The following is a 20,470-nucleotide window of genomic DNA, read 5'->3' as shown; positions in this document are numbered from 1 at the left end:
GGCCAGCGTAATCCTGTCGGGTGCAGACGTCGATGGGTGTCATGGATCGTCGCCCGACGGAGCCAGGCCGCTCGAGCAGGGCGTATTCTCGGCCTGTGCCATCGTTCTCCGCCGTCCAGCGGCTCGTCATCACCATCGCCGTCCTCGCCTCGTTCGTGACCTTCCTCGACGGCACCGTCGTCACCGTCGCGCTTCCTGCCATCAGGGACGAACTCGGCGGCGGCATCACGACCCAGCAGTGGGTGGTCGACGCCTACCTCATCACGCTCAGCGCGCTCATCCTGCTGGCCGGATCCCTGTCGGACGCATACGGCCGCGTGCGCATCATGCGAATCGGACTCATCGCATTCGGCATCGCATCGGTCGCTGTGGCCGCGGCCCCGGAGCCGCTCACACTCATCATCGCCCGCGCGCTGCAGGGAGCGGCGGGCGCACTGCTCGTGCCGAGCTCGCTCGCCCTCATCATGGCCACCATGCGCGGGGAGTTGCAGTCACGGGCGATCGGGGTGTGGACCGCCTTCACGACGGGTGCTCAGATAGCCGGGCCCCTTCTCGGCGGTTTGTTCGTCGACCTGCTGTCATGGCGATTCGTGTTCCTCATCAACGTCATCCCCATCGGCATCACGCTGTTCCTGCTCGCTCGGCTGCACCTGCCCGATCAGCCGCGCGGCGCGCGCGTTGACTGGTGGAGCGGGATGCTGTGCGCAGTCGGTCTCGGCGCAGTGGTGTTCGCGCTCATCGAGCAGCCCAACCTCGGCTGGTCCTCACCGGCGATCTGGCTGCCCGGCGTGATCGGCGTCGCGCTGTTCGTCGCCTTCCTGGTGCGCCAGCCCCGCTCGCCCGCTCCTCTGATGCCTCTCTCGCTCTTCAACGCCCGCAACTTCGCCTGGGGCAACCTCGCCACGCTGTTCATCTACGCCGCACTCTCGCTCAACGGGTTCGTGATCGGCGTCTACCTGCAGGAGGGCGCCGGACTCTCCGCGACCGCAGCGGGCCTCGCGAGCCTGCCGATCACCATCCTGATGATCCTGCTCAGCTCGCAGGCAGGTGCATGGGCGGGAAAACTGGGACCGCGCCTGTTCATGACGGTCGGACCGTTGATGATGGCCGCCGGTGCGCTGCTCCTGCTCACTGTGTCGCACGACTTCAGCTACTGGTGGCAGGTGCTCCCGTCGATGATCATCCTCGGACTCGGTCTGTCACTCACGGTCGCCCCATTGACCTCTGCCGTCCTCGGGGCGATCGATGAGAACCGCTCCGGCATCGCATCCGCCGTCAACAACGCGATCTCCCGTGTCGCCGGCCTCATCGTCGTCGCCATGCTGTCGACGATCGTCGGCGGCACCCTCGACCTCGACGGTTTCCACAACGCGGCCTGGGTGACGGCGGCGCTGATGGCGCTGGGCGGCGTCATCTCATGGATCGGAATCCGACGGGTGCCTGCGCAGCCGGCGGAGGCCGAAGCCCCGCTCAGGCCATGAACGGCCGCAGGTCAGGGTAGCCCGTGGCCGCCCACGCGCCGTTGACGACGATGTTCTCGCCGTTCACGTACGACGCGTCCTGAGACGCGAGGAACAGGGCGACACCGGCGATCTCATCGGGGTCGGCCGGACGCTTCGCCGGAATGCGCTCGAGATAGGCGCCACTCGTCTCTCAGAGTAGCCCTATCTGACACATGTTGGATAGAGTGGTTGACATGGACGCGAGGGCGCGACGCTCACAGGAGAAGCTGCGATCAGCGGTCATCTCGCTTGCCACCGACACCCCGATCTCGGAGATCACGGCATCGGCGATCTGTCGGGAGGCCGGCGTCACCCGCGACACCTTCTACCGCCATGCGAACAGTCCGGTGGATCTGCTCGCCGATGCGCTCTCGGCGGAGATCGACGAGGTCATGACCGTTTTGCCGAGGGCAGAGGCCATCGGCGACGGCGAGCGGGCGCTGCTCGAGCACGTCCAGCGCCGCGCCGCTGTCTACCGAGGTGCGATGCATCCGTTGCTCGCGGCTCCTGTACGCGGCAATCTCGAGCAGTCCATCCGAGGTGGGCTGGAACTCTGGGCACGGCTGCACCCGCACATCGTCCCCGCCGTCTTCATGGCAGACGAGGCGGCGATGCGTATGGCGATCGCCTACGCGGCTGCGGGCACAGTCGGCGCAATCGAGGAGTGGTTGCGCGACGGCGATGAGGACATAGAGCGAGCCGTCGAGGTCATCCTCGCGGCATCACCGGAGTGGTGGCTGCGCTGATGCGGCCCCAAGAGAGGAGAAACACCATGAAGGCAGCACTGTTCCACGCGAAGGAAGACCTCCGCATCGAGGAGGTGCCAGAGCCCAGCCCCGGCCCAGGCGAGGTGAAACTGCAGAACGCATTCGCCGGAATCTGCGGGTCCGATCTGCACGTCTACTACTCGCCGGAGGCCGCGGGCCTCGATCTCGAGAACCCGCACCCCGTGACAGGGTCGACCCTTCCGCAGATCCTCGGACACGAGTTCTCCGGCACCGTCACCGAGCTCGGCGAGGGCGTCACGAACGTCGCGGTCGGCGATCGGGTCGCTGTCTGGCCGATCTACTACTGCGGCGAGTGCCCCGCCTGCCGGAAGGGCATGTTCAACGCGTGCCAGAAGATCGGGTTCCACGGTCTGAGCTCCAACGGTGGCGGAATGGCCGAGTTCACCACGGTGCCCGCATCCAAGTTGCATGTCCTCCCCGAGAACGTAGACCTGCGTCTCGGTGCCCTGGTCGAGCCGATGTCAGTCGCCTGGCACGCTGTCGGTCGCAGCGGAGTGGATGCCGGCGGCACCGCTCTCATCGCCGGAGCCGGGCCGATCGGCATCGGCGTCTGGTTCGCGCTCAAGGCACGTGGCATCGAGAAGGTGCTCGTGTCCGAACCGAGCGCCGACCGGCGTGCGACCATCGCAGCCCTCGGTGCGACGGTCATCGACCCGGTGAACGAGGATCTGGCAGCTGCCGTGTCAGAGATCAGCGACGGAGATGGTGTCGATGTGGCCTTCGACGCCGCGGGCGCAGGCCCCGCGATCACATCGGCGTTGGCAAGTCTTGTGCCAGGTGGACGCGTCGTGGTCGTGGCGATCCACGAGCGACCGATGGAGTTCTTGCCGACGCAGCTCGTGATGGCAGAGACCGACATCGCCGGCGCCCTCGCTTATCTTCCCGAGGACTTCGACGCCGTCATCAAGGCGATGTCCGAAGGCGTGTACGACACGACCGGCTGGGTCGACGAGGTGTCGCTCGACGGCGTTGTGGATGCGATCCACGCGCTGCGCGGCGGCGTCGGGGCGAAGATCCTCGTGAAGTCGGCGTGACCAGCACAGACCCGAGATGAATCAGGGCAGACCGTGAGCACCGCGTGCTCATGGTCCGCCCGATCGTTCCTTGGATCAACGACTGCCGGTTCACCGGCCGAGTGCGCCGAGCAGCTCCACGAAGTGATCGAGATCTGCGGCCGACCACGTGCGCAGTCGTTCGCCGATGCGGCCCTCGTACCGCGCGCGTGCGATCGCTATGCGCTCCTGCGCGAGATCGGTCGCGACCAGAACACGAGCGCGTCGATCGTCTGGGTCGGGGACGCTCTCAGCGAGCCCCAGCTCCTCGAGCTGACGCACCTGACGGCTCACGGCCGACTTGTCGGTCTGCAGCCTCTCGATGATCGCCTTCGCCGACGTCGCCTTGCCGCTCGCGATCGAGATCAGCACCTGGTACCCGAGCGGCTGCAGGTCGGGGTGCACTGTGACCGCCGCCTCCCGCCAGCTCACCCTGATACGGGCGAAGAGTCGACCGAGCTCATGCTCGACCCGCGCCACCGCCTGGTCGAGTTCGCCGCCCTCGAGCGCCTCGCCCTCGACGTCAGGATCGGATGCTGCGGCGCCGGGAGCCACGGGTTCGGGAGACGACGCACTCATGATCGCCAGTGTACGGCGAAGCCCCGCCGCAGCACGCCTCGGGCGAGTGCTGTGACGGGGCCTGTCTGCTCGGACATCAGACCTCGGCGAGAAGGCGGAACACCTTCGATGCGGCCTGAAGCTCATCCGGCGTCAACTCCGCAAGGATCTCACGCAGCCGGTCTGCGTGGTCGCCTCTCAGATCGGCGAGGATCTCGCACGCGGCCGGTGTCGCCGTGAGCACGCGCTGGCGCCCGTCGTTGTCGTCAGGGCGAGATTCGAGAAGGTGGAGATCCTCCAGCATCCGCACCTGCCGACTGACGACCGACTTGTCCATCTCGAAGCGATCAGCCAGCTGATGCGCGTTCGCGCTGCCCGCCCTGGCGATGAACGTCAGCAGCTTGTAGCCGGACGGCTGCAGCTCGGGGTGGATGCGAGCGGCAGACTCCTTCCAGAGGGATCGGGCTCGGGCGAAGATCAGGTTCAGGTGTCCCTGGAACTCCGAGAGCGCGTCGTCGACGTCGGTCGGCACCGCAGTGTCGGCGGCAACCATGTCAGCGCCCGTTCTCGCGATCTTCGCGCTCGAGCACGGTCACGGATCCCGTCGACGGAGAAGTGGATTCCCCGCCGCCGATGCGAATGGCGCCGGTCGACGTCGTCGCGCCCACCTCGGCCTCGGCGACCTCGATCGCTGATTCCTCAGCCTGATCGCGCAGCAGCTCGGCGGCGTTCTTCGTCGACAGCGGCTTGTTCTTGATGAACGCGATCGCGATGATCGACAGCACGGCGAGCGGGATTGCGAGGATGAAGGCTTCTGCGATGCCCTGACCGTACGCGGACTCGACGATGGTGCGGATCGCCTCCGGCATCTCGGACATGTTCGGGACGTCGCCCGACGCGAGGTGCTTCAGAGCATCGATCTCATCCGGAGTGGTGGGGGTGAAGCCCTTCAGCCCGCCCGCGATGTACGTGCCGACGCTCGTCGACAGCACGGAGCCCATGATCGTGACACCGATGGTGCCGGCGATCGTGCGGAAGAAGTTGACGTTCGACGAGGCTGCACCCAGCTGCGAGGGAGGCGTGTCGTTCTGCACGATCAGCGTGAGGTTCTGCATGACCATGCCGAGGCCTGCGCCGAGCACGAACATGTAGGTCGCGACGAGCGGGAAAGGCGTGTCATAGCGCAATGTGGCCATGAAGGTGACGCCGATGGTCGCGAGCACGGATCCCGTGATCATCCAGCCCTTCCACTTGCCGAACCGGCTCACGAGCTGACCGATGATGATCGACGCACCCATCTGGCCGATGATCATCGGGATCGTCATGAGGCCAGACTCGGTCGGCGTGGCGCCACGCGCCAGCTGGAAGTACTGCGCGAGGAAGACCGACGTGGCGAACATCGAGACGCCGATGGCGATCGAGGCGATGACCGACAGCGTGAACGTGCGGTTGCGGAACAACGACATCGGGACGATCGGTTCCTTCACGAAGAACTCGACCGCGATGAACCCGAGGATGGCGATGCCGGCGATGACGGCGAGCATCACGCTCGTCGACGAGTCCCATTCGAACTGGCTGCCGCCCATCGACACCCAGATGAGGAGAGTCGAGACGCCGACGGCGAGCAGGACGATGCCGAAGTAGTCGATCGACACCTTCGTGCCCCGCTGGGGCTTCGGCAGGTGCAGCGTGAACTGCAGGAGGATGAGGGCGACGATCGCGAAGGGGACGCCGACGAAGAAGTTGGCGCGCCAACCCAGCGTGTCGGTGATGAGCCCGCCAAGGAGCGGACCGCCGATGGTGCCGAGCGCCATGATGCCGCCGACGACACCCATGTACTTGCCTCGCTCACGCGGCGAGATGATGAGGGCGACGGCGATCATCACGAGCGACATGAGGCCGCCGACGCCGATCCCCTGGATGACCCGCACCGCGATGAGCATGTTGGTGTCGGTCGAGAATCCGGCGATCACCGTTCCGGCCGTGAAGAGGATCAGCGAGAGCTGGACGAGGATCTTGCGATCCATGAGGTCGGCGAGCTTCCCCCAGATGGGAGTGGAGACCGCGGTCGCCAGCAGGCTCGCGGTGATGACCCAGGTGTACTGGGACTGGGTGCCACCGAGGTCGGCGATGATGACCGGCAGGGACGTCGACACGATGGTGCCGGAGAGCACGGCCACGAACATGCCGACGATGAGGCCGGAGATCGCGGTGAAGACCTCGCGCGCGGAGCGTGCGGTCTCCGAGGTGGGTGGAGTGTGAGATGTCAAAGTGGGATGCTCCCGCGTCAGAAAGGTTGATCTGGGTCAACGATAGACGCTTAGTTGCTCCAAGTCAACTGTAGCGCGATGTCAACTAAGTGGCCGACGACGCCCGACCACCACTGGATAGGCTGACTCCGTGATCAGGGTGAGGGACGTGACGGGTCGAGCGCGCGATGCCGCCGTCCGTGCTTCTCGAGCCGCGGTCAGCCGAAGAGCTGCACCCGTCTGGGTGTCAGCAGGCGCCGTCGCGGCGGCAGTCGTGACCTTCATCGCGATGGGCGGCCTCGACAGGAGCGAGGTCGTGCCCACACTTCTCGCCGCCGGCGATGAAGTGCGGATGCCTCTCTATGCCGTCACGGTGCTCGACGCCGAGCTCACCGACGAGGTCGAAGAAGAGTCGATGAGCGCCGACCCTGGTGAGACCCTGGTCATCGTCACCGTGCGTCTGGAGAACCTCACAGACCGGCCGATCGGCGTCGGGAGGGCTGCTGACAAGGTCGAAGCGAACCTCGTCGGCTTCAACGATCCGCTCCTCAACCTCACCGGCGTCACCCTGACGGACAGCGCCCAGGCATGGCGCAGCGACGGCTCTGCCGGCACGGTCTTCCTGCAGCCGGGAGTGCCCAGCGAGGTCACGCTGGCGTGGACAGCACCCGAGGACGCCTTCATCGACGGCGTCGTCGAACTCGATGTGTACGATGCCGTGGAGACGCACGGTCAGATCCTCATCTCGGCTGACCACATCAACTGGCAGCGCGGCGACCTTGCCGCAAGAGTCACCGTTGATGCGGAGGTCCGAAGGTGAAGCGCGCAGTCCCCTGGCTGATCGGTGCGGCACTCGCCCTCACCGCCGGCGCCATCAGCATCAACATTCCGGGTGATGAGGTGTACCGCGCGCCGTTCCTGATCCAGGGCTCTGGCGAGGAGCATTCGGTGTCTTCGCGCACGTTGAACGCCATGACGCTCGACGCATCCTTCGCGGACCGGGTGACGGTCACCGACGCCGACTGGCACGCCGACGGCAACTGGCTCGTCGTCACCATCGCAGCATCCGCGCCGCAGACCGAGATCGATGCACGCATCCGACTCGCGACGCTCGTGATCGGCGAACGGGTCTTCCAGTCGAGCGAGCGTCCGGGCAATTCGATCACCGAGGCCGATCTTCGAGTCGGCATCGACACCGAGGGGATGCTGGCCTTCGAACTCCCGCCGGACGTGCAGACGGGCGACGGTGAGGTGCGTCTGACCACCTCGTTCGCCACTCCGGTGCTCGATGATGTCGTCGTGCTGCCCATGTCGCTCGATGATCTGCCGCGGGTTCAGAACGTGGATCTCGCGACACCCACGTTGGCTGCCCGATGAGGCAGCGCGGCGTGGCGTGGTGGCGACGGCAGCGCCTGGCGCTGACAGCTCTCGCTGTCGCCGCCATCGCAACGCTCGGCGTGCACGTGTGGCTGGATGCGCTGCCTCAGGTCCAGGCTCAAGCTCAGGACATCACGCAGGTGACCGACGATGAGAGTGTCGAGATCGCCGGTCAGACGTTGTCGCTGCGCTCGGCCCGTTGGGGCGAGTTCGATGCACCGGAGGGGATGCGCACGGTCAGCGTCCGGCTGAACGCGAGCGGCGGCGACGAGGCGACCTGGTGCCGCGAGTTCACTCTGGCCGAAGCACACGGCGGTCGGGTATGGCTGGACGCCCGATCGGTGCTCGACGTGCCGTACGACGCGGGCGAGGCGTCGTGTCGCGACGAGTCATTCTCCTACGAGATCCTTGCGGTCTTCCTCATCCCGGAGGATGCCGCCGGCCCCTTCCACTTCGACATCCCCGGAGAGCTCGGCGACGTGACCCGCTTCACCGTCGAGGAGTGACGCGCCGGGCTCCGCACCCTGGACTGTCTCTCGCGAGTCCAGGCCGGCATCTGGACGCGCGATCACCGCGTCGTACGCGGTGGCCACGATCGCGACGCGCAACGGCTCGGCGATGGCGGCGACCGCGACAGTGAGGAGAGGGAGGAACGCGGACCAGAACCAGCTCTCGTGTCCTCCGACCGATCGCAACACACCCTGAGTGGCGAGACGTTCCGTGTACGCCCAGAGCGAGTACGCGAGCACGGCGGCGCCGAAGATGACCGGCCCGCCCCTCCAGACCACGGCGACCGCCGCCCACAGACTCTCGAAACGCTGGAGCATCGTCCGCGACAGTGTCGCAGCCGTCCCGCGCAGCGCGGCGAGGCTCCGCTCCACGGGTGCCGGAGCAGAGCTGAAGGTCGTGCCGTAGATGACGCCCGCCACTGCGAGCCAGGCGGCGGGGACGAGCAGCACTGCGGCGAACACGCCGACGATCCACAGCATCCCCTCCCACAGCACCGCGATCGGCGCGATGTTGAGGGCGAACCAGTCGCCGATGCCCTGCAGCCAGCCCATGCCGACCGTCCCGTCCAGCCACTGCCTGGCATCACCCCACCATTGGACGACCAGGGTGAACAGCATGAAGGTCCACAGCACCTCCGCATATGCGGCGAGCGCGAGTGTCCACGACGGGAGACGGGAGCTGTACCTCGAGAACACCAGACGGGCGGCGAGCGCGATCACGAGCACTGCCACCGGGAGCACGCCGACGGACACGAGGCCGCCGCGATCGCCCAACTGCTCGGCGTCGAAGTTCGCATCGTAGATCGCGATGGAGGTCGCGATGTTGAAGAACTCGTACAGGTCGGTGTTCAGCATGCCCCACGCCGAGTAGAAGGCGAAGAACGGCAGGATCGACACGAGGATCGCGGCCGCGAACTCCCGATGTCCGTCAGCCTCGGGTCTGGCCACGTGGGGCAACGATCGTCGGACGGTGAGGTACATCGCGACATACGCCACGAGCTTCGCCGCGACGGCGAGCGGCAGCAGCAGGAGGCCTCCGAGCGTGGTGTACCCGCCCACGAAGCCGGCGAGCTGCAGCAGCAACTGATGCACCGCCTCTCCCCCGAGATACCAGGCGATCAGCGCGGGCCAATGCCGCGCGACGATGCGCCCGAATGTGCGGAGGGGCTGAGGCATGAACCCAACGTAGCGGTCAGAGGGGCGACGAAGGATTGGTCGAATGCGCTGATACTGTGACGTCGGTGGACACTGCGTCCCTGGGGCCGGCCGAGTTGGAGAGATCTCGACATGAAGCGAACGTCACGATGGCGTCTGGCGCGCATCGCGATGCTGGCCGCGGTGGCCGTGCTCGTCGGGACGATCGCACCGTCGCTCGCGCCGGGCGAAGCCGCATCGGCAGCGACCGACGGGCAGATGGTGCACCCGGCATCGGGATCGATCATGTCGAAGGTCGGCGACGGGTGCCGCTCCAACTACCGCGACCACGACGGCATCGACATCTCGGGTCAGGGCGGCACGCCGATCCTCGCCGCCTACGACGGCGTCATCAAGACTCGCGCCTTCAGCAACAGTTACGGCTACTACGTCGACATCCAGCACACGTCCGGGTACGTCACCCGATACGCCCACATGGCTGCGCAGGCAACCGTCGCCCCCGGTGCACGGGTGGCGCGAAGCCAGCAGATCGGCGTCGTCGGCAACACCGGCGCGTCGTCGGGCGCACACCTGCACTTCGAAGTGTGGCGGAACGGATCCGTGTACTCGGGGATCAACCAGGGCTACGTCTGCCTGTCGAGCGTCACGCGCGGCACGCCGATCCCGATGGTCTTCCCCGGGCTCGCCACCGTTCCGCTCTCGCCGGTGAGTTCGGCCGACTACAACGGCGACGGGAAGGCCGACCTGCTGGGGGTCGCCGGCGACAGCGATCTTCAGTTCTTCGCAGGCAACGGCGGTGGCGGCTTCCTCAAGGGGTCGGTCATCACCGGTGCGTGGGGAGGCCACCGGCACGTGACTCACACCGATCTCAACGGCGACGGCAGAGCGGACATCCTCGTCGCACGCAGCGACGGCGTGCTCGAGTACTACGCCGGCAACAGCACCGGTGGTTTCGGCGCATACAGCACACCCGGATCCGGGTGGTACGGGATGCTGCACGTGACGTCAGGCGCCGACTACACCGGCGACGGCCACCAGGACGTGCTCGGCGCATCGGCGGCCGGCGTCCTCACCATCTATCGCGGCAACGGCACCGGAGCGCTCCCCGGTCCCCACACCGTGGTCGGGAGCGGGTGGAACACCATCCTGTTCCTTGCCGGCGGCGACTTCAACGGCGATCGCCTCGGTGACGTCATGGCTGTGGCGAGCAACGGCACTCTCTACTTCTACCCCGGACTGCGCGGACGCTTCGGCACCAGAATCGCGCTCAGCAGCGGTTGGGGCGCGATCACCGCGTTCACCGGGGGCGTCGACTACAACGGCGACAAGCACCCCGATCTGATCGCCCGCACGTCGACGGGTGAGCTGTACCTGTACCCGGGCGACGGGACGGGACGACTCAAGAGCCGCGTCCTCATCGGCTCGGGGTGGGGCGGGTACCTCCAGGTCGAGTGACGCGCCGAAGCGAGAATGGGGAGTTCGACGTCTGCGCCCGCTTCTACGATGAGACCATGACCTCACATCGGTTGGCCCCGTCCCTCGCCGTCGCTCTCGTGCTCCTCGCCGGTGCGACCGTCGTGGGTTGCGCACCGGAGGCGTCCACCTCCGAGCCGAGCCCGACCGCCGAGCAGACCTCGACGTCGCCCACCCCTTCCTCGCCGACGCCGGCACCTGCCCCGACGACCGATTCGCCTGAGCCACCCGAGACTCCCCCGGCGTTCACCGAGAGCGAGCTGGTGCAGATCTGCATCGACGTCACGACGTCCGTGTACGACCCCGGTGTCGTGTTCGATGCCTCAGGAGCCCGGATCGAGAAGCGCACGGTGACGCCGGAGTGGCTCGTGCTCGTGCCTGCTCAGACCAACGGCTACGACGGGGAATCCGTCTGCACGATCGGCGGATCGCCGACGGACCCGGACATCGAGATGTCGTCGGGCTCGATTCAGCCGCTGCCGGAGGAACAGATCCAGAAGCTCATCCGCGGCGAGAACGAGGGCGGGGAGTGACCTGCCGATCGCTGGAGCGCGTCACGCGCACGTGGATGCTCTTCATCAGCGGCTGATCGCTCTGCGCGCTGTAGTCGGCGTTCCCGACCAGGACGTTCATCTCGGGCATGTAACCCGCGGCGCTTCCTCTCGGTGTGTCGTACGCCACGGCCCGGTACTCGCGCAGTTCGCGCTCCGAACCGTCTTTGGACGTGGAGACGATGTCGACGAGATCGCCCTGCTCGATGCCTCGCTCGCGCATGTCGGCGGCGTTCATGAAGATGAGCTCGCGCAGGTTCTTGACCCCGCGGTACCGGTCGCTGCTGGAGTAGATGGTGGTGTTCCACTGGTCGTGCGAGCGCATCGTCTGCAGCACCAGCATGTCCTCCGAGGCAGGTCGCACATCGTGCAGGGCAGGGGTGGAGAAGTCCGCCTTGCCTGACGCCGTGCGGAAGTCGCGTTCGCGAGCCGGCTGCGGGATGCGGAACCCGTTCGGATGCGTGATGAGCTCGTTGAAGCCCTCGAAACCGGGCAGCACCTGTGCCATCACGTCGCGGATCCGGCCGTAGTCCCCCACATACGACTCCCACGGTGTCGCGCTGTCGGGCATGGTGGCGCGTGCCATCCGCGCGATGATGTCCGGTTCGGAGAGGAGGTGCTCTGACGCCGGCTTCTTCTTGCCGACCGAGAGGTGGACCATGCTCATGGCGTCCTCGACGGTCTGACCCTGGAGCCCGCCGGCCTGCTCGTCGCGCTCGGTGCGCCCGAGGCACGGAAGGATGAGGGCCTTGGCGCCGTGCACGAGGTGACTGCGATTGAGCTTCGTGCTGACCTGAACCGTCAGCGAGCACTGGCTCAGCGCCTCCGCGGTGTACGTCGTGTCCGGTGCCGCCAGAACGAAATTGCCGCCGAGGCTCACGAAGACCTTCACCGCGCCTTCGTGCATGCGATGGATGCTTGCGACCGTGTCCAGCCCTGGTTCACGCGGCGACGTGATCCCGCACACCGCGTCCAGACGATCCAGCAGAGCCGCAGGAGAGTGATGATTGATACCGCACGTGCGGTTCCCCTGCACGTTGCTGTGCCCTCGCACCGGTGCCGGCCCAGCACCCGGACGGCCGATGTTGCCGCGCAGCAGCAGCACGTTCATGAACTCGCGGACCATGTCGACAGCATGCTCCTGCTGGCTCACGCCGAGGCACCAGCTGATGATCGTCTTGTCGGCCTTCAGGTATATCGCGCCCGCTGCCCTGATCTGCTCCTCGGTGAGGCCGGACTGCTGCACGATCTCCGACCACGGCGTCGCCGCGACGACGGCGCGATACTCCTCGATGCCCTGTGTGTGACGATCGATGAACGCGGTGTCGAGCGCATTCGGGTCGGTCTCGGCCGCTTCGAAGACCACCTTCGCGATGCCGCGCATCAGCGCCATGTCGCCACCGATGCGCACCTGCAGGTCGAGGGTGCCGGTCTCGTGGGTCTTGAAGAGCGCCATGTCCACGAAGTCGTGCGGCACGATCGTGCGAGTGGATGCCGCTTCGATCAGGGGATTCACGTGCACGACCTGCGCGCCGTTCTTCACGGCATCCGACAGCGCGGTCAGCATGCGGGGTGCATTCGAGGCGGCATTGACTCCGAGGAGGAACAGGGCATCCGTCTGCTCCCAGTCCTCGACCGTGGTGGTCCCCTTGCCGGAGCCGATCGACGCGGTGAGCGCGCGACCAGACGCCTCATGGCACATGTTCGAGCAGTCCGGCATGTTGTTCGTGCCGTACTCGCGGATCATCAACTGGTAGAGGAAGGATGCTTCGTTGCTGAGTCGTCCGGAGGTGTAGAACGTGGCTTCATCCGGGCTGTCGAGAGCCCGCAGCTCCTCACCGATGAGGGCGAAGGCGTCGTCCCAGCTGATCGGCGCATATCGATCGGTCTCTGGGTCGTAGACCATCGGCTCAGTCAGGCGGCCCGCGTTCTCCAGCTCGAAGTCGGTCCACTGTGCGAGCTCGGTGACGGTGTGCTGCGAGAAGAATCCACTGCCGACGCGCTTGTGCGTCATCTCCCACGTGACGTGCTTCATGCCGTTCTCGCAGATGTCGAGCTTCAGCCCCTTCTGATCGTCCGGCCATGCGCACCCGGGGCAGTCGAAGCCCTTGATGGGGTGGTTCATCGTGAACATCGCCAGCGCGCCGCTCACCGGTCGCTTCGATTCCAGCAGGACCTCGCCGACCGACAGCGCCGCGCCCCAACCCGCCGCGGGGTGCTCGTAATCCTCCTGGGACCATGGCCGCGTCGTGACGGGACCATAGCCGCCTTGCCGAGGCTCCGCGGGCATCAGCCCGAGTGCAACACCGCGTTTCCGATCGTCATCGAGGCTGGTCATGTCCTGTCCCTTCCGTCACGAGCGCACGATCATCGGACGGTGCCGGTTCGACCCTCACCCGGTGAGGATGCGAGTAGACGTTCATGCTCCTCTCCCTGAGGAATCCCACCAGCGTCAGACCCGACTTCTCGGCGAGCTCCGCCGCGAGCGACGAAGGCGCAGACACTGCTGCCAGCATGGGGATGCCGGCCATCACCGCTTTCTGCACGAGCTCGAAGCTCGCCCGGCCGGACACCTGCAGCACGGTTCCCCGCAACGGCAGTCGGTCGCTCAGCAGCGCCCAGCCGATCACCTTGTCCACCGCATTGTGCCTGCCGACGTCTTCACGCAGCACGAGGAGTTCGCCGGTCGCGGCATCGAAGAGCGCGGCCGCGTGGAGTCCGCCGGTCTTGTCGAAGACGTCCTGCCTCTCCCGAAGCCGGACCGGGTAGGTGACGAGATCCGAGGCATCGACGACCATGTCATCTCGTGCGACGTCGTACCGGGAGACCGTCTCCACCGCGTCGATGCTGGCCTTCCCGCACACACCGCAGGAGCTGGTCGTGTAGAACGCCCGAGCGACATCCGGTGCGGGCGGCGGCACGCCGGGAGTGAGGGTGACATCCAGGACGTTGTAGGTGTTCTCCACGCCGCCGGTACCGGGTCCACCGCAGTGGATCGCGGAATGGAACTCATCACCCGCCCCGACCACGCCCTCTGAGACGAGGAAACCGGCTGCGAGCTCGACATCGGCCCCCGGCGTGCGCATCGTCACGGCCAACGGGGCTCCGCCGACGCGGATCTCCAGTGGTTCCTCGACGGCGAGCGTGTCGGCACGGCGGTTCGCACCGCCGTCCAGCGCGATCTTCATCACCGACCGCCGCGTCGTGATCCGGCCCATGTGTCCGAGCGTACCCCCGGCCGGCACCGCGAGGTGCGCGAGCGGCTAGCGTGGGACCCGATGATCACCATCGACGAGCATCTCGCAGACATCCTCCGCACCGCCCATCGTCTGCCTGCGGTGCAGCGGAGCCTCGCGGAGGCGCACGGCCTCGTGCTCGCCGCCGACGTGATCAGCCGCCTGCCTTCACCGCTGTTCGACAACTCGGCGATGGATGGGTACGCCGTCCGCCGAACGGATGCCACGGCGGGAGCCGTCCTGAGGATCGTCGCCGATGTCGCAGCGGGCTCGGACGAGCATCCGGTGATCGGTCCTGGCGAGGCTGCGCGCATCATGACGGGTGCCGCGGTTCCTTCGACGGCAGATGCCATCGTGCCGCTGGAGCACACGGACCTGGGCACGGCGATCCGCGCCCAGGCGCCTGACCAGATCACCGTGTTGGTCGAGCCGGAGCCCGGCGCGCACATCCGCAGCCGCGGGGAGGACGCATCGGCCGGCGCGCTGGCCGTCGCATCCGGAACGCCGATGGGTCCGTGGCAGCTGTCGGCCGTCGCCTCGGCGGGAGTGGAGGAAGTCGCAGTGCATCCCGCCCCGCGTGTCGCGATCATCTCCACGGGCAGCGAACTCATCGCACCTTCCGCCACGCCACGGCGCGGGCAGATCCCGGAATCGAACTCTGTTCTCCTGAACGCCGCAGCGCGCGATGCGGGCGCGGTGATCACCAGCATCCGCATCGTCGCGGACGACCCGGCGGTGCTCCGGCAGGCATTGGACTCCGCGGATGCCGACGTCGTGATCCTCTCGGGCGGGGCGAGCGTCGGGGCCTTCGATGTCGTCAAGGCGGTTCTCGGCGGAGAGCGCGGCGTGCGCTTCGATCAGGTCGCGATGCAGCCGGGCAGGCCCCAGGGCTTCGGCGTGCTCGACACGGGAACGATCGCGTTCTGCCTTCCAGGCAATCCGGTGAGCGTCGCAGCATCCTTCGAGATGTTCGTCCGTCCCGCGCTGCGGCAGATGGCCGGGTTCGCCGTCATCGACAGGCCCCGGATCGTTCGAGCGGCCGGCGTTGCGTGGGCCAGTCCGAAGGGAAGAGTTCAGCTCGTGCCCGCGGTGTTCGATGACGAGATCGTGCGGCCTGCGACCCGTGGCGGGAGCCGCTCGCACCTGGTCGCCTCGCTGGCAGCCGCCACAGCATTCGCCATCATTCCCGCTGAGACCGAGCGTGTCCACGAGCGAGATCCCGTGACGGTGATGGTCCTGTCATGACGGGGCGTGCCACGGCGGCGCTCGTGCTGGCGGGTGGACGCTCGAGTCGGCTGGGCGGCATTGAGAAGGCCGGGGTCGAGATCGACGGCGTCGCACTGCTCGATCACGTCTATGCCGCGGTCCGCTGGTGCGCACCGATCATCGCCGTCGGCCCTGACAGCATCGGCCGGCCCGGCGTCCGTGTCGTGCGTGAGCACCCTGCTTTCGGCGGGCCGGCGGCCGCCGTCGCCGCAGGCATCCCTGCACTCGATGGATCGGGGGTCACCGAGACCTGGCTGCTCGCGTGCGATCTCCCCCGCGCGACGGAGCTCGTGGCACGCCTCGCGGCCGTGCCGATCCCCGATGATGCCGACGGCGTCGTCGCCACGGACGACGGTGGACGGATGCAGTGGCTCGCCGGACGCTACCGGGTCTCTGCACTGCAGGGAGCGGTCGCGCGGCACCCGGATCTCACAGGGTCATCGATGCGGAAGCTCTTCGAAGGCCTTCGACTCCACCCGGTCGACGACCGAGGCGCCGCCCATGACCTTGATACCTGGGCGGCCATCGAGCAGTATCGAAGCACGCGAAAGGACGACCATGCCTGATGCTCCCCACGACCTCGATGCCTGGGTCGCGACCCTCGCCGAAACGCTCGGACTCGGCGCCGACGAGCATCCGACCGGCCTCCTGCTGGAGCTCACGCGTGACGCCGCGCACGGCGTCGTGCGGCCGGCTGGTCCGCTGACCACCTACCTGGTCGGGCTCGCCGTCGCGCGCGGCATGTCCGTGGAGGATGCCGCCGCCCGCACCCGCGCCACGATCGCCGATTGGAAGAAGGACGCGTCAGAACCTGCCTGATCGGGTAGGTACAAACGGTTCGAGAGTAGGTATCGCACCCGCGACGTCTGGGACAGTCTGGACGTGCGGAGATCCTCCGCCCGAGAGGAAGGACGAAGATGTTTGGAAACAGAGCGGTCGCCTACGAAGGTCCCGGCGTCGTGAAGGTGATCGACACGGATTACCCCGACTTCGAGCTTCACGACGGGCCGGGCGTGAATCCGGCGAACGTCGGCAGGAAGATCCCGCACGGCGTCATCCTCCGCACGGTTGCGACGAACATCTGCGGGTCGGATCAGCATATGGTTCGCGGACGTACGACGGCTCCCGAAGGACTGGTGCTCGGACACGAGATCACCGGTGAGGTGGTCGAGGCCGGGCCGGATGTGGAGTTCATCAAGGTCGGCGACATCGTCTCGGTGCCCTTCAACATCTCGTGCGGACGCTGTCGCAACTGCAAGGAGGGCAAGACCGGCATCTGCCTGAACGTCAATCCCGATCGGCCCGGCAGCGCCTACGGCTATGTCGACATGGGCGGGTGGGTCGGCGGTCAGGCGGAATACGTGCTCGTGCCCTACGCGGACTGGAACCTGCTCAAGTTCCCCGACCGCGACCAGGCGCTGGAGAAGATCCTCGACCTGACGATGCTCTCGGACATCTTCCCCACCGGCTTCCACGGCGCCGTCACAGCCGGCGTCGGCGTCGGCTCAACCGTCTACATCGCCGGTGCCGGACCTGTGGGTCTCGCGGCTGCGGTCGGTGCCCAGCTGCTCGGCGCCGCCGTGGTGATCGTCGGTGATCTGAATGAGGATCGTCTTGCGCAGGCACGCAGCTTCGGTTGCGAGACCGTCAACGTGGGCGCGGGTTCTGTGCCCGATCAACTCGACCAGCTCCTCGGCGTGCCCGAGGTGGATGCCGCTGTCGACGCCGTCGGCTTCGAGGCGCGCAGCGAGGGCCATGGGGCGAAGGCGAAGGAGGCTCCGGCCACCGTGCTCAACTCGCTCATGGATGTGACGGGAGCCGGCGGCGCCATCGGCATCCCCGGTCTGTACGTCACGGGAGATCCCGGCGCGGTGGATGAGGCGGCCAAGGTCGGATCGCTCTCGATCAGTCTCGGCACCGGCTGGGCGAAGTCGCTGTCGTTCACCACCGGACAGTGCCCCGTCATGCGCTACAACAGGCAACTCATGATGGCGATCCTGCACGACAAGGCGCACATCGCGTCGGCGGTCAATGCCAAGGCCATCACCCTGGATGAAGCGCCACAGGGCTACGCGGAGTTCGATGCGGGAGCCGCCACGAAGTACGTGCTGAACCCCAACGGATATATCAAGGAGTAGATCATGACCACCGTCAACCTCGAAGACGCACGTCGCGTCATCGCCGCCGCTGAGAAGAAGGCCACCGAGATCGGCCAACCGATGAACATCGCTGTCGTCGATTCCGGCGGCAACCTTGTCGCACACGTGCGGCAGGACGGCGCATGGATCGGCAGCGTCAACATCTCAATCAACAAGGCCTGGACCTCGAAGGCCTTCGACATCTCCACGAAGGATCTGGGCGATAACTCTCAGCCCACGCAGCAGTTCTTCGGCATCCAGAACACGAACGGCGGAAAGGTTGCGATCTTCGCGGGCGGCATTCCGCTGGTGCGCGAAGGCGCGGTCGTCGGGGCAGTGGGGGTGAGCGGTGGTTCCGGCGAACAGGATCACTCGGTCGCAGAAGCAGGAGCGGCAGCGCTTTGAGAACTGACCGGTCGCTCCCCCCCGGCGGGTGGGGGGGGGCCGCGACCGGGTAGGTTGGCGTCATGGACAGCGAAGATGCTTCCCCCGGTTCACGTCGACTGCTCGTAGATCTCGATCGAACAGTCGCGGACCAGGCTGATCGCCATGCCCTTGAGCTCGAGTCGCTGCTGGCGATCCTCCGGTCGCCCCGGCTCGACGATCGCTCAGCCAGATCGTCCGCGATAGACACGGCGGCGTCGGCGTTGGTGCGCCTGAGAACAGAGGCCGACGAGCAGAGAAGCTCGATCCTCGAACCGGTCGTCGGAGCGTTCGCCCGACTGCGAAGCGATCTGCGTCCCCTTGAACGGTTCGGCTCCCTGGAGTTCCAGTTCGTGGAACCGCCTGCCACGGGACGAGCCCTTCCCAGCGAGGTCGCTCACGCCGCGCGGGCGATCGTCCGCAACACCATCCTCGGTCTTGTCGACGGCGGCGATGTGAACCGCGTTCGCGTGCAGTGGGACTGCGACGGGCTGAACCTTCTGGTCAGCATCCGAGACGACGGGCGCGGCAACCTGAGCGTGCACGACGAGTCGCTGCGGCCGATCGCCGAGCGGGTCACTTCCCTCGATGGTGTGCTGAGCGTCGACGCGACGCCGGGGTGGGGTTCCTCGGTGGAGGTACGACTGCCGTTGGATCCTCGCTCCGACTCCAGACCGCTCGTGGAGGGGGCGTTCCTGACCGGACGAGAGCATGAGGTGCTTCGACTCGTTACGGCCGGGGAACGCAACCAGGCGATCGCCCTTCAACTCGGCATCAGCGCGAACACGGTGAAGTTCCACGTGTCGAACCTGCTGCGGAAGGTCGGCGCCAGCACGAGGGCCGAGCTGACAGCGCTGGCGCTGGCACGTTAGGCCTACGCCTCGGGTTCCTCCTGCAACGCCCGAACCTCGATACGGCACTGCAGTGCGGCCGATGCCTTGGTCGCCCATCCGACCGCGGCGTCCGCGTCAGCAGCCTCGATGACCCAGAAGCCGCCGACGTACGACGCTGCTTCCACGAACGGCTCGTCGAGCACCTGCGTCTGACCCGAGGAGACGTCGACGGTCTTCGCGGTCGAGGGCGGGTACAGGCCACCGGCGTAGACGAAAGCGCCGGAGTCCTTCAGTGCCGTGTTGAACTCGTCGACTGCTGCCATGACGGCGGCGAGTTCTGCCGGGTCGAACTCCTGCATCGACTCCATCGTCGGCTCGGTCGCCGAATCGTGCGGAACGGTCAAGAAGTACTGAGTCATGATTGATCCTCTCGAATGCGGGCCACCGTGTGTCGCCCTCTCACTACTACGTCGAATGCATCACGCATGGATCGACATCGTCCAGAAGAAATTTCGTGACGATGGACCGCACGGTCATCCGGCGTCGCGCATCGCGCTTCGGCGCGTGCGTGAGCTCAGCAGCGGACGCAGGGTCAGCGCGGCAGTCGCGATGAAGACGAGGCACGTGATCACGATCACAGCATCCGGGAGCGGATCCGCCGAGAGGATCGTCGTGAAATCGGCACCGCCGTGCACGAGCACGAGCGGAAGCACCCAACGGAACCGGTACTGGAACGCCGCCAACCCGATTCCGTAGCACGCCGAGACGAGGACGTTGAGGAAGACGTCATCGACAGTGCGATTCGAGGTGGCGAACGCGGACAGATGCTGCAGACCGAAGAGTGCGCCCGTGAGCGCGACTGCACCCACAGGCGCGAACGACTTTCGCATCCTCTCCAGCACCACGACGCGGCTGGTGAGCTCCTCGTTGAGGCCCACCATGAGCAGGGTGAGTGCCCACAGCCCGAACCCGGGCGGACGCTCGACGAGTCCTCCGGGCACCGCCCACAGGAGCGCCTCGATCACGAACGGCAGGAGAAGCAGCAGGGCGGTGCGCCCGCGCCAGAGTGAGAAGAGGCCGGAGCGATGCCAGAGTCCTCGCACGCTCACCAGCACGACGGCGAAGATCACGCAGGCGAAGTTCGCCGCGAGGCCCAGGTACCAGCCCGAGATGCCCAGCAGCGGAGCCAAGGCCAAGGCCCCCATGATCACGCCGAATCGAAGGAGATGCACGCCGAGGCCGAAGCCTATCGCCCGCCACCGGTCGTGAGTCACGCGCTCACGCTAGGGACGCGCGGTGAACCGCGCGTGAACGGCGCCGGCCACCTCCGGCTGACAGACGACGGCGTTCCGGGCAGGAT

At 66.8% G+C, this 20,470-nt stretch carries 23 protein-coding genes; 14 read left to right on the top strand and 9 right to left on the bottom strand.

Features of this window, described 5'->3' with window-relative positions; translation table 11 throughout:
• Positions 1 to 41 precede the first annotated feature (41 nt).
• Entirely contained in the window at positions 42 to 1,481 is a 1,440-nt protein-coding gene (locus ACP7AR_RS16525) for an MFS transporter (RefSeq protein WP_426188572.1), read from the top strand.
• Here ACP7AR_RS16525 and ACP7AR_RS16520 read toward each other — a convergent pair.
• Entirely contained in the window at positions 1,471 to 1,626 is a 156-nt protein-coding gene (locus ACP7AR_RS16520) for an SDR family oxidoreductase (RefSeq protein WP_426188570.1), read from the bottom strand. The genes ACP7AR_RS16525 and ACP7AR_RS16520 overlap by 11 nt on opposite strands.
• A gap of 70 nt (positions 1,627 to 1,696) precedes the next feature.
• Between ACP7AR_RS16520 and ACP7AR_RS16515 the strand changes: the two genes are divergently transcribed.
• Positions 1,697 to 2,248 carry a TetR/AcrR family transcriptional regulator gene (locus tag ACP7AR_RS16515; protein WP_426188214.1) on the top strand — a complete coding sequence of 184 codons (552 nt, stop codon included), beginning with the start codon at positions 1,697 to 1,699 and terminating at the stop codon, positions 2,246 to 2,248.
• A 26-nt stretch (positions 2,249 to 2,274) separates the two neighbouring features.
• Positions 2,275 to 3,324: a 2,3-butanediol dehydrogenase gene (locus ACP7AR_RS16510; protein WP_426188211.1), complete on the top strand. Its 1,050-nt coding sequence runs from the start codon at positions 2,275 to 2,277 to the stop codon at positions 3,322 to 3,324.
• A gap of 90 nt (positions 3,325 to 3,414) precedes the next feature.
• Here the strand turns inward: ACP7AR_RS16510 and ACP7AR_RS16505 are convergent, their stop codons facing one another.
• The 3 genes from ACP7AR_RS16505 to ACP7AR_RS16495 form a co-directional block, all read right to left on the bottom strand.
• Positions 3,415 to 3,921, bottom strand: a complete 507-nt coding sequence (locus tag ACP7AR_RS16505) for a MarR family winged helix-turn-helix transcriptional regulator (protein ID WP_426188209.1) — start codon at positions 3,919 to 3,921, stop codon at positions 3,415 to 3,417.
• Between the two features lie 76 nt (positions 3,922 to 3,997).
• Positions 3,998 to 4,453 carry a MarR family winged helix-turn-helix transcriptional regulator gene (locus ACP7AR_RS16500; protein ID WP_426188206.1) on the bottom strand — a complete coding sequence of 152 codons (456 nt, stop codon included), beginning with the start codon at positions 4,451 to 4,453 and terminating at the stop codon, positions 3,998 to 4,000.
• A gap of 1 nt (position 4,454) precedes the next feature.
• Positions 4,455 to 6,170: a DHA2 family efflux MFS transporter permease subunit gene (locus tag ACP7AR_RS16495; RefSeq protein WP_426188204.1), complete on the bottom strand. Its 1,716-nt coding sequence runs from the start codon at positions 6,168 to 6,170 to the stop codon at positions 4,455 to 4,457.
• Between the two features lie 130 nt (positions 6,171 to 6,300).
• On the opposite strand from ACP7AR_RS16495, the gene ACP7AR_RS16490 reads away from it, so the two are divergent.
• From ACP7AR_RS16490 to ACP7AR_RS16480, 3 genes are read left to right on the top strand one after another with little or no spacing between them, the layout of a single operon-like run.
• A complete protein-coding gene (locus ACP7AR_RS16490) occupies positions 6,301 to 6,969 on the top strand; it encodes a hypothetical protein (protein WP_426188202.1) in 669 nt (222 codons plus the stop codon).
• Positions 6,966 to 7,526 (top strand): hypothetical protein, encoded by a 561-nt coding sequence (locus ACP7AR_RS16485; protein ID WP_426188201.1) that lies wholly within the window; start codon positions 6,966 to 6,968, stop codon positions 7,524 to 7,526. Before ACP7AR_RS16490 ends, ACP7AR_RS16485 begins: the two co-directional genes overlap by 4 nt.
• Positions 7,523 to 8,032, top strand: coding sequence for a hypothetical protein (locus tag ACP7AR_RS16480; RefSeq protein ID WP_426188198.1), 510 nt, complete (start codon positions 7,523 to 7,525; stop codon positions 8,030 to 8,032). Before ACP7AR_RS16485 ends, ACP7AR_RS16480 begins: the two co-directional genes overlap by 4 nt.
• Here ACP7AR_RS16480 and ACP7AR_RS16475 read toward each other — a convergent pair.
• Positions 7,916 to 9,211: a hypothetical protein gene (locus tag ACP7AR_RS16475; RefSeq protein WP_426188196.1), complete on the bottom strand. Its 1,296-nt coding sequence runs from the start codon at positions 9,209 to 9,211 to the stop codon at positions 7,916 to 7,918. The two genes, ACP7AR_RS16480 and ACP7AR_RS16475, sit on opposite strands and share 117 nt — an antisense overlap.
• 111 nt (positions 9,212 to 9,322) lie before the next feature.
• Here ACP7AR_RS16475 and ACP7AR_RS16470 point away from each other — a divergent pair, with 111 nt between their 5' ends.
• Together ACP7AR_RS16470 and ACP7AR_RS16465 are read left to right on the top strand one after the other, a co-directional pair.
• Positions 9,323 to 10,645 (top strand): FG-GAP-like repeat-containing protein, encoded by a 1,323-nt coding sequence (locus ACP7AR_RS16470; protein ID WP_426188194.1) that lies wholly within the window; start codon positions 9,323 to 9,325, stop codon positions 10,643 to 10,645.
• Between the two features lie 56 nt (positions 10,646 to 10,701).
• Positions 10,702 to 11,196 carry a hypothetical protein gene (locus ACP7AR_RS16465; RefSeq protein ID WP_426188192.1) on the top strand — a complete coding sequence of 165 codons (495 nt, stop codon included), beginning with the start codon at positions 10,702 to 10,704 and terminating at the stop codon, positions 11,194 to 11,196.
• Here ACP7AR_RS16465 and ACP7AR_RS16460 read toward each other — a convergent pair.
• Together ACP7AR_RS16460 and fdhD are read right to left on the bottom strand one after the other, a co-directional pair.
• A complete protein-coding gene (locus ACP7AR_RS16460) occupies positions 11,165 to 13,552 on the bottom strand; it encodes an FdhF/YdeP family oxidoreductase (RefSeq protein ID WP_426188190.1) in 2,388 nt (795 codons plus the stop codon). The genes ACP7AR_RS16465 and ACP7AR_RS16460 overlap by 32 nt on opposite strands.
• On the bottom strand, positions 13,536 to 14,432 hold the full coding sequence (fdhD, locus tag ACP7AR_RS16455; protein ID WP_426188188.1) for a formate dehydrogenase accessory sulfurtransferase FdhD: 897 nt from the start codon (positions 14,430 to 14,432) through the stop codon (positions 13,536 to 13,538). The genes ACP7AR_RS16460 and fdhD overlap by 17 nt, the downstream gene beginning before the upstream one ends.
• 60 nt (positions 14,433 to 14,492) lie before the next feature.
• Here fdhD and glp point away from each other — a divergent pair, with 60 nt between their 5' ends.
• The 6 genes from glp to ACP7AR_RS16425 all read left to right on the top strand — a co-directional run bounded on the left by glp (position 14,493) and on the right by ACP7AR_RS16425 (position 19,149).
• Entirely contained in the window at positions 14,493 to 15,695 is a 1,203-nt protein-coding gene (gene glp, locus ACP7AR_RS16450; protein WP_426188186.1) for a gephyrin-like molybdotransferase Glp, read from the top strand.
• Entirely contained in the window at positions 15,692 to 16,282 is a 591-nt protein-coding gene (mobA, locus tag ACP7AR_RS16445) for a molybdenum cofactor guanylyltransferase (RefSeq protein ID WP_426188184.1), read from the top strand. The genes glp and mobA overlap by 4 nt, the downstream gene beginning before the upstream one ends.
• Entirely contained in the window at positions 16,275 to 16,535 is a 261-nt protein-coding gene (locus ACP7AR_RS16440) for a DUF6457 domain-containing protein (RefSeq protein ID WP_426188182.1), read from the top strand. The genes mobA and ACP7AR_RS16440 overlap by 8 nt, the downstream gene beginning before the upstream one ends.
• Before the next feature lie 98 nt (positions 16,536 to 16,633).
• The gene (gene fdhA / locus ACP7AR_RS16435; protein WP_426188180.1) at positions 16,634 to 17,854 is read left to right on the top strand and encodes a formaldehyde dehydrogenase, glutathione-independent; all 1,221 of its coding nucleotides are present in this window, start codon (positions 16,634 to 16,636) and stop codon (positions 17,852 to 17,854) included.
• Positions 17,855 to 17,857: 3 nt separating this feature from the next.
• Positions 17,858 to 18,259: a GlcG/HbpS family heme-binding protein gene (locus ACP7AR_RS16430; protein WP_426188178.1), complete on the top strand. Its 402-nt coding sequence runs from the start codon at positions 17,858 to 17,860 to the stop codon at positions 18,257 to 18,259.
• 62 nt (positions 18,260 to 18,321) lie between these two features.
• The gene (locus ACP7AR_RS16425) at positions 18,322 to 19,149 is read left to right on the top strand and encodes a helix-turn-helix transcriptional regulator (RefSeq protein WP_426188176.1); all 828 of its coding nucleotides are present in this window, start codon (positions 18,322 to 18,324) and stop codon (positions 19,147 to 19,149) included.
• Positions 19,150 to 19,151: 2 nt separating this feature from the next.
• Here the strand turns inward: ACP7AR_RS16425 and ACP7AR_RS16420 are convergent, their stop codons facing one another.
• Complete coding sequence (locus ACP7AR_RS16420; RefSeq protein WP_426188174.1) at positions 19,152 to 19,529, bottom strand: YciI family protein; 378 nt, start codon at positions 19,527 to 19,529, stop codon at positions 19,152 to 19,154.
• 114 nt (positions 19,530 to 19,643) lie between these two features.
• Complete coding sequence (locus ACP7AR_RS16415) at positions 19,644 to 20,384, bottom strand: CPBP family intramembrane glutamic endopeptidase (RefSeq protein WP_426188172.1); 741 nt, start codon at positions 20,382 to 20,384, stop codon at positions 19,644 to 19,646.
• Positions 20,385 to 20,470 lie beyond the last annotated feature (86 nt).

It is taken from the genome of Microbacterium sp. TWP3-1-2b2 (assembly GCF_049896145.1).
Classification (GTDB): domain Bacteria; phylum Actinomycetota; class Actinomycetes; order Actinomycetales; family Microbacteriaceae; genus Microbacterium.
Note: the sequence above shows the minus strand (reverse complement) of the source record. Positions and strands in the feature narration are given on the sequence as shown.